This is a genomic window from Pseudoalteromonas sp. SR45-5 (genome assembly GCF_014163565.1).
Taxonomy (GTDB): Bacteria; Pseudomonadota; Gammaproteobacteria; order Enterobacterales; family Alteromonadaceae; genus Pseudoalteromonas; species Pseudoalteromonas distincta.
In genome coordinates this window covers 1-9075 of record NZ_JACJDN010000090.1, presented here as the reverse complement: position 1 = coordinate 9075, position 9075 = coordinate 1, and the positions used below count along the sequence as shown (strand labels likewise).

At 40.0% G+C, this 9075-nt stretch carries 9 protein-coding genes; 6 read left to right on the top strand and 3 right to left on the bottom strand.

Going from position 1 to position 9075, the window contains the following annotated elements:
* Positions 1-1819 (bottom strand): translational GTPase TypA (gene typA / locus H5072_RS05475; RefSeq protein WP_182692920.1); only part of this gene is annotated, 1819 nt, incomplete at its 3' end.
* A 507-nt stretch (positions 1820-2326) separates the two neighbouring features.
* Between typA and glnA the strand changes: the two genes are divergently transcribed.
* The 5 genes from glnA to H5072_RS05450 all read left to right on the top strand — a co-directional run bounded on the left by glnA (position 2327) and on the right by H5072_RS05450 (position 7409).
* Positions 2327-3733, top strand: a complete 1407-nt coding sequence (glnA, locus tag H5072_RS05470) for a glutamate--ammonia ligase (RefSeq protein ID WP_182692919.1) — start codon at positions 2327-2329, stop codon at positions 3731-3733.
* 113 nt (positions 3734-3846) lie between these two features.
* Entirely contained in the window at positions 3847-4368 is a 522-nt protein-coding gene (locus H5072_RS05465) for a DUF4124 domain-containing protein (protein WP_182671859.1), read from the top strand.
* A gap of 82 nt (positions 4369-4450) precedes the next feature.
* The gene (gene glnL / locus H5072_RS05460) at positions 4451-5521 is read left to right on the top strand and encodes a nitrogen regulation protein NR(II) (protein WP_002961118.1); all 1071 of its coding nucleotides are present in this window, start codon (positions 4451-4453) and stop codon (positions 5519-5521) included.
* A gap of 14 nt (positions 5522-5535) precedes the next feature.
* The gene (gene ntrC / locus H5072_RS05455; protein ID WP_002961117.1) at positions 5536-6921 is read left to right on the top strand and encodes a nitrogen regulation protein NR(I); all 1386 of its coding nucleotides are present in this window, start codon (positions 5536-5538) and stop codon (positions 6919-6921) included.
* A 29-nt stretch (positions 6922-6950) separates the two neighbouring features.
* Positions 6951-7409, top strand: coding sequence for a cyclic nucleotide-binding domain-containing protein (locus H5072_RS05450; protein ID WP_002961116.1), 459 nt, complete (start codon positions 6951-6953; stop codon positions 7407-7409).
* Between the two features lies 1 nt (position 7410).
* On the opposite strand, the gene H5072_RS05445 is transcribed toward H5072_RS05450, so the two are convergent.
* Positions 7411-8076: a hypothetical protein gene (locus H5072_RS05445; RefSeq protein ID WP_182692918.1), complete on the bottom strand. Its 666-nt coding sequence runs from the start codon at positions 8074-8076 to the stop codon at positions 7411-7413.
* 56 nt (positions 8077-8132) lie between these two features.
* Complete coding sequence (locus H5072_RS05440; protein ID WP_182692917.1) at positions 8133-8420, bottom strand: hypothetical protein; 288 nt, start codon at positions 8418-8420, stop codon at positions 8133-8135.
* Between the two features lie 245 nt (positions 8421-8665).
* On the opposite strand from H5072_RS05440, the gene H5072_RS05435 reads away from it, so the two are divergent.
* A complete protein-coding gene (locus H5072_RS05435; RefSeq protein WP_154903740.1) occupies positions 8666-9049 on the top strand; it encodes an RNA-binding S4 domain-containing protein in 384 nt (127 codons plus the stop codon).
* Positions 9050-9075: the final 26 nt, after the last annotated feature.

Sequence of the window (9075 nt, the reverse complement as noted above, 5' to 3'; positions counted from 1 at the left end):
ACTTAGGTGCACGACCCGCACGTTTACGTTCGTTTTCTGTAAGGTGTTTCTTACGGATACGAATGTTTAGTGGAGTAACTTCAACTAGCTCGTCATCATCGATGAACTCAAGCGCTTGCTCAAGTGAGTAGTTAAGGTGTGGAGAAAGCGTTTGCGCTTCATCAGTACCAGATGCACGTACGTTAGTTAACTGCTTGCCTTTAAGGGCGTTAACTGTAAGGTCGTTATCACGGTTATGAATACCGATAACCATACCTTCGTATACTTCAACACCGTGACCGATGAATAAACGGCCGCGCTCTTGTAAGTTGAATAATGCGTTAGTAAGTGCTTTACCAGTTGCGTTTGCAATCATTACGCCGTTCTTACGAACGCCGATAGCGCCACCTTTATGAGGACCATAATGATCGAACGTATGGTACATAAGACCAGAACCCGAAGTAAGCGTCATGAAATCAGTTTGGAAACCAATTAAACCACGGCTTGGGATCATGAAGTCTAAACGCATACGGCCTTTGCCATCTGGAGTCATGTTAGTAAGTTCACCTTTACGTAGGCCAACTTGTTCCATAACAGAACCTTGATGCTCTTCTTGACAGTCAATAGTCACTGTTTCAAACGGTTCTTCTAGAACGCCATCTACAGTACGTAAGATAACTTCTGGACGAGAAACTGAAAGCTCGTAACCTTCACGACGCATGTTTTCGATTAAGATACCTAGGTGTAATTCACCACGACCAGAAACACGGAAGCTATCTGGGCTTGCAGTATCTTCAACGCGAAGTGCTACGTTGTGTACTAATTCTTTGTCTAAACGCTCACGGATATTACGTGACGTTACAAACTTACCTTCTTTACCACAGAAAGGTGAGTTATTTACAGAGAATGTCATTGTTACAGTTGGCTCATCAACACTTAGTGGTGGTAATGCTTCAACGTTTCCTGGGAAACAAACTGTGTCAGAAATCTTAAGCTCACCAATACCTGTTACAGTTACGATGTTACCAGCGTAAGCTCTATCAGTTTCGATACGCTCAAGACCTAGGTAGCTTTGTACTGCACCAATTTTACCATTACGTGTAGTGCCATCAGCACTGATAATAGTAACTTGTTGGTTAGGAGCAACAGAACCACGTTTAATACGACCAATACCAACTACACCAACATAAGAGTTGTAATCTAGTTGAGAAATTTGCATTTGGAAGTCACCTTCAGGATCTGCATCCGGTGGTGATACTTCTTCAACGATCATCTTGAACATAGGTTCCATGTTGTCTGATGGTTCGTCTAAATCTAGTGTTGCCCAACCGTTGATTGCTGAAGCGTAGATTACTTTAAAGTCTAACTGTTCGTCAGTCGCGCCAAGGTTGTCGAATAAATCAAAGATTTGATCCATAACCCAATCTGGACGAGCGCCTGGCTTATCAATTTTATTGATAACGACGATTGGCTTTAAGCCTTGCGCGAATGCTTTTTGCGTAACGAAACGCGTTTGCGGCATTGGACCTTCTTGAGCATCAACAAGTAATAATACTGAGTCAGCCATCGAAAGTACGCGTTCAACTTCACCACCGAAATCGGCGTGTCCCGGGGTATCTACGATATTGATATGGTAGTCATTCCAAGAAATGGCTGTGTTTTTAGCCAAAATGGTAATACCACGTTCTTTCTCAATGTCGTTTGAGTCCATCACGCGCTCTTCGTTACCGCCGCGTGTTTCTAATGTACCTGATTGCTCAAGTAGTTTGTCAACCAGTGTTGTTTTACCATGGTCAACGTGCGCGATAATCGCTATATTTCTTAACTGTTCGATGCTCATATATTTACTCAGAGAAATTAAATTCTCATTGATCCTGCAAGATCTACGCACTCATCCACGCTTTCGCGAGATGTCCCAGCATAGGATTTAAAAGGGCGCATATTATCCCTCATTAATGACATGGATGAAAGTTTATCCAATATAAATTTCAAAACTTTCTCAATACTTTTACTAAGTATCTGTTTTATATATGACAATTATATGAATTAAATTTCAAATTTTTTTTGAAAAACAGCCTTTTTGGCTATTTTGCTGATCTTTTTGGTACTCTTTTGCATTTAGGTTATGCTATTTCCGAGCGATTAAATTAGCAGCAAATTGTGCCCTGTAAATTTTGCACCAAAAAGGAAAATTTACGCACCAACATAGTGCGTTTGTACATTCCATTTTGATGCAACGATATTTTTTTAATTTATAAACAGCTAGTTATAAAAATGGCACAAAATCAGCTTAGTAAATCCCAAAGCAATTATGCAGCAATAACAAAACCCAATAGTTGGAGGACACATGTCACAATCGGTTTTAGATTTTATTAAAGAAAATGACGTTAAGTTCATTGATTTACGCTTTACTGACACTAAGGGTAAAGAACAACATGTATCTATTCCTCATCACCAAGTTGATGAAGACTTTTTTGAAGACGGTAAAATGTTTGACGGTTCTTCAATTGCAGGCTGGAAAGGCATAAACGAATCAGACATGGTATTAATGCCAGTTGCTGACTCAATCAAACTAGACCCTTTCACTGAAGAATCAACATTAATCGTACGTTGTGACGTAGTAGAGCCTTCAACGCTTCAAGGTTATGAGCGCGACCCGCGTTCTGTTGCTAAGCGTGCTGAAGATTACATGCGCTCTACAGGTATTGCAGATACAGTTTTATTTGGCCCTGAGCCAGAGTTTTTCGTATTTGACGACGTTAAATACAAATCAGATATGTCTGGTTCTATGTACAAAATTGATTCTAAGCAAGCTGCTTGGAACTCAGATAAAGAATATGCAGATGGCAACACAGGTCACCGTCCAGGTATTAAAGGCGGTTACTTCCCAGTTGCTCCTGTTGATGACTTCCAAGATTGGCGTTCAGCTACGTGTCTAGTTCTAGAAGAAATGGGCCAAGTAGTAGAAGCACATCACCACGAAGTTGCAACAGCAGGTCAAAACGAGATTGCTACTCGCTTTAATACAATGGTATTAAAAGCGGATGAAATCCAAGAAATGAAATATGTTATCCATAACATGGCTCACTTATACGGTAAAACAGCAACGTTTATGCCTAAGCCAGTTGTTGGTGATAACGGTTCTGGTATGCATTGTCACCAGTCACTTGCTAAAGATGGTGTAAACCTTTTTGCTGGTGATAAGTACGGCGGCCTTTCTGAAGATGCGCTTTACTACATTGGCGGTATCATCAAGCATGCTAAAGCAATTAACGCTTTTGCAAATGCCTCTACTAACTCGTACAAACGTTTAGTACCAGGTTTTGAAGCACCAGTTATGCTTGCATACTCTGCACGTAACCGTTCTGCATCAATCCGTATCCCAGTGGTTCCATCTGAAAAAGGTCGTCGTATTGAAGTACGCTTCCCAGATCCAACTGCTAACCCATACCTTGCTTTCTCAGCAATGCTTATGGCTGGCCTTGATGGTATCAAAAACAAAATCCACCCTGGCGATGCTATGGATAAAGATTTATATGACCTACCAGCTGAAGAAGCTGCAGAAATCCCAACTGTTGCAGCATCACTTGACGAAGCACTATCTGCACTTAGCGCAGACCGTGAATTCTTAACTCAAGGTGGTGTATTCACTGACGACTTAATCGATGCTTACATCGAACTTAAATCTAAAGAAGTTGAAAAGCTTAACATGACAACTCACCCAGTTGAGTTTGAAATGTACTACAGCTGTTAATTTAGCTGTATAAAATATGTGTGTTCTCAAGCCCGCTTTGCGGGCTTTTTTAATGGTAAAATTAATCAATCTCCACTAAAGTTAAGTTACCGACAAAAATGCAGGGCTGCAGAGTGAACAACAAGATTTTATTACTATTAATTGCTTTAGGATTAAGCAATTATGGTTACGCTGGTGAAACAAAGATATACGCTTGGAAAGATAAAAATGGCGTATTAGTGTTCTCTGACACCCCTCATAAAGGTGCTAAAGAGGTAAAGCTTACCAGCCAAGATCTTAATATGCCTGCAACAAATACTGACATTTTTGACGAGCAACCCCAGCCCCAACAAGCGGCCTTTAGTATTGCCATTTCCTCACCTGATCATAACCAGACTATTCGTGAAAATACCGGCACTGTTTATGTTACTAGCCGAATAAAACCACGCTTTGAAACTGGTTTTACTATACAACTTTTTATTGATGGCAAAGCACATGGCCCAGCCAGTGACAGTTCAACCTTTGCAATAAGAGATGTAGAACGTGGTGAGCACACACTACAATTAAAGCTTTTTAATAGTAAAAACCAAGTTATTGCTATAAGTGAGCCCTGCATATTTTTTATGCACCGAAAAGGGCTAAACCTAAGTAACTAAATTGGGGCATTACTAAACGTGCAGCAGTGTATTTTACTATATAACTTGCTTGTAAATATCCACGCACTAAAATGGTGCAGCTATGATTAATAATAAAAACTTTAGCCCTGAGCTACTCGATGCTATTTGGCAAAATCAAACAACCGCTATCATGTTGCTTGATAAAAACTTCACCGTTGTCTATGCCAATACCAGTACTAGCGAACTGCTTGGCCTTGGTAACAAGCGCCTATTAGATCAGCCTTTCGATAGTCTTTTTAATTACCATTCAATCGATTTGCAGCGTATAGAACAATACTCATTAGTTGAAGGTGTCGATTGCCAGCAGCACAGAGCTGACGTGGTTTTTAGCGATTCTCGCCATGCAAAAGTAGCCGTAAGTACACGACAAATTAAGTTTGATGGCTCACTTTATATTTTATTTGAGTGGCGCCAAACTGATGACGAAATTAAGCACGACCAAGCGTCTAATCAAATGCATCAATACCAAGCAGCCCGAAATCTAATTAGAGGCTTAGCTCACGAAATTAAAAATCCTTTAGGTGGAATTCGCGGAGCGGCGCAGTTATTGCAGTATGAGGTTGATCAACAAGAAAGAGACCAATGTGCTGAACTTATCATTGAGCAAGCTGACCGATTACGCGAATTAGTAGATAGGCTTTTAGGGCCAAATCAGCTTCCGCAAAAATCGTATGGCAATATACATCAATCACTTGAATCAGTTGCACGACTAAGTACGTTAGATAATTGTTCTAACATTAGCTTGGTTAAGGATTACGACCCAAGCATTCCTGATGTATACATTGATCAAGGTAAAATTCAGCAAGTAGTATTAAACATTGTTCGAAATGCTCAGCAGGCGCTTGTAGATGGCGGTGAAATAACAATAAAAACCCGCATTAATCATCAACATCGTCGCCCAGGTAAAGCACCTAAAAAAGCCTTGTTGATCCAAATATCTGATAACGGACCAGGTATTGATCCCAGTGTACGTGAAACACTGTTCTACCCTATGATCACCAATAAAGAAGATGGCTCAGGGTTAGGACTCTCAATAGCGCAAACGCTGATAGATCAACATGATGGCTATATAGAATGTGATAGCTGGCCTGGACATACTGAATTTAATATCTATCTGCCCTTTGCAGATTAATGTTTGGAGTTTGCATGAAAACAGTTTGGCTTGTAGATGATGATGCTTCTATTCGATTTGTACTTGAAAAAGCACTAACCCGTGCAGGGTTTAACGCAGAAAGCTTTGCTAATGCGCAAGATGTATTAAGCGCATTAAAGTTTAGTCAACCTACTGTTTTAGTTTCGGACGTACGAATGCCTGGTATGGATGGCATGGCGTTGCTTGAGCTTATAGCAGAGCAAAACCCTGGGCTGCCAGTTATTATAATGACTGCCCACTCAGATTTGGACTCTGCAGTTAATGCATTCCAAAAAGGTGCTTTTGAATACCTAGCTAAGCCGTTTGATTTAAACGAAGCAGTGGCGCTAGTCGAGAGCGCATGCAGAGCAAACTCCACTAAAAAAACTAAGCGAAAGCAAGCTCCACCAAAAAGTGCCCACATTATTGGTGAAGCACCCGCTATGCAAGAAGTGTTTAGAGCGATAGGTAAACTATCGGCCTCAAGCATGAGCGTATTAATAAATGGTGAATCTGGCACAGGTAAAGAACTTGTCGCCAGCGCCCTGCACAACCATAGCCCACGTAAAGAAAATCAATTTATTGCACTTAACATGGCGGCCATTCCAAAAGAGCTTGTTGAGTCAGAGTTATTTGGCCACGAAAAAGGCGCGTTTACGGGCGCCGATAGCGTACGTAAAGGCCGCTTTGAGCAAGCCAATGGCGGTACACTGTTTTTAGATGAAATTGGTGATATGCCACTTGATGTGCAAACACGTTTATTACGCGTTCTTGCCGATGGTGAGTTTTATCGCGTTGGTGGCCATCAAAGTATAAAAGTGGACGTACGCATTATTGCAGCTACGCACCAAAACCTTGAAGATTTAGTTAAACAAGGCAAGTTTAGGGATGATTTATTTCATCGTCTTAATGTTGTGCGCCTACGTTTACCCGCTCTTCGAGAGCGTACTGAAGATATAGAAAGCTTATCGCAACACTTTTTACATAAAAGTGCTAAAGAGCTACAAGTAGAAAGTAAAGTACTGAGCCCTAAAGCGACTGAGCAACTACGTTTATTTAATTGGCCAGGTAATGTACGCCAATTAGAAAACACGTGTCGCTGGCTAACAGTTATGGCACCGGGTGAGCTTGTAAGCGAGCAAGACTTACCGCCGGAGATTCTGGATGCTTCACCAACCCAAGAAGAAGGTGATTGGCTCGATGCATTCCAACAATGGCTTAATCAAGAGCTAAAAAAAGGCAAAGAAAATATTTGGCCTGACATTCAAGCTCAACTAGAAACTCGCTTAATAAAAACAGCCCTGGCTAATTGCTCTGGTCATAAGCAAGATGCAGCTATAAAAATTGGTTGGGGACGCAACACGTTGACCCGAAAATTAAAAGAGCGCAATATTAGCTGATTAAACGCTTTTAACACATTTGGTTATTGATGAAGCTAATCGAACATATTCCATTATTCAAACAAATGGAAATTATAAACAGGCTGCACTTTTTTAAAGAATTTACGCTCAGCGAGCGCCAAGTCTTATTGGAGTCGTTCGGCCTGTTATATTTAGTAAGTCAGCATCAATTTTTATTTAAGCAATACGATAACGACAAGCGCTTGTACATTGTACTTAGCGGCGCATTATTAGTATTTAAGCATAACCATTTACTAGAACTTGGCACTATAGAGCCCGGTGAATTTATAGGTGAAGGTGCCTTTATAAATAACCGAGAGCGCAGTACCAGTGCTCGCGCTAAAACCGACACCATAGTACTTGCCATTACCCCTGAAGCACTAACCCGCTTACCTAATGTTATCCGCGAAAAAATTAAAGACCGAATTATTGAAGGTATGAGCCTGCGCATTGCCAAATTAAGCGAGCATATAGAAACTCACGGTTAGTTCAATCCATATAAACAATTTGCAATGAGCAATCCAGCCAACTGGGCTTATTAACGTGCGCAGTAAAAGTGTAAGTATCTGAGGGCTTGGCACAAAAGGGGGTATTTACAAACGGCTGTGAATGACGATATGTTTGCGAATAGGTTTTATAATAAATAACAACGTAACCGTATAAAAACTCCCAACCTAACCTTACAACAGCGCCACTGGGTAAACTAAAGTCAGCATATTTATCTGTAAATGTGACAAGTAAATCATTGTACTTCTCTTCGCTGCATTGAGTTGTTCGTAACTTTTTAGGCATAACAAAGGTAGTACCCGCCACTATATTCTTTAAATAAAAGCCTATATTGCCATCACCATAAAAGTGATTTGAACGAGTCGTGTAGTTAACTTGTGGCTTGTAACCTAGCTCTTGCATTATAGCCGCAAGTTGCTCAGTTTCTTTAGGATAAATCTTATCACTTGATAAGAGTAATGTGGCTTCACCAAAATCAGGTGGGATTGCCAGCTCTACATATTCATAAGGGAGCGATTGTGCTTTTAGCGCAGCATCGAGCTGGTTGCGCTGTTCATCTTGCAAGTTTTCACTAAATACATACACGGTAGGTTGTTGGCACGCAGCTAATAGTAATGCCAACACACATATTAAAATTCCACTTTTCATAGTTACCCCTTTTTGATTACAATTGTAGTCTATTAAAGGTAACTATTTATCGCAATTTAATTTGTTTGGCTATCTAACCAAGCATCAACACTTTTGCGAGTATATAAAACTTCTTTAAATAAACGATGACGTTCAAATTCAAGTTTTGTTTTTCTCGTGGCATCACCACTAACTAAACGGCTATGGGTATCATTGAATTTTGAAATTGCAGAAAAACCGCGCTCACCTTGATCAGCTTGCTTTTTTACAGAATTAGCAAGGTGCTCTCTAACATCGTCAGCAGTTAACATACCTGAATTATCTAATCCCATTAGCTCTTTTTTCATTGCTAATCTTACGCCCATTTCCTACTCCATTTAATGAAAAATATTTATTCCGCCAAAGTTTTAGCAATTAGCAGGCCATACGTAAAATTAACTGCTGCAAAGATTACTCTTCAATTGCTTCAGTTTTTTTAAAGACAGATAAAATACATAAAAACTTTCGTCGTTATTTCCCTATTACAATTAGCTAAAGTTACTTGCTTTGGTGCAAAAGTAGCTGCAAGCCTTTATACTACAGCTTGTGCGTTACCCCACCGAGAGCAAATATGAACGAAGAATACATAGAAATAGAATTAGAAGAAGAGCCGATTGAGCTCTGTAAATTATTAAAAGTACTAAACTTAGTTGAAGGTGGCGGCCAAGCTAAAAACCTAATTACTGAAGGCTATGTGGGTGTTAACCATGAAATTTGTACAATTAAACGGAAAAAATTATACAGTGGTGATGTACTAGAGTTTGATGGTGAGTTTTTTAAACTCTCACTAAGTGAAGATGCAATCCCTGTAGAAAAACCTGCGGTACAAACTCAAGCAGAGTCAAAGCAAGTTGCACCACAACCAACAAATCAACCAGCTAAAAGTAAGCGTAAGCGAACTAAAAAACCAAAAGTAGATGATAAAACAGGTCGTCGTCCTATTTCATTTGGTTAAGCATTTAAAAGCACTCTTTTTATATA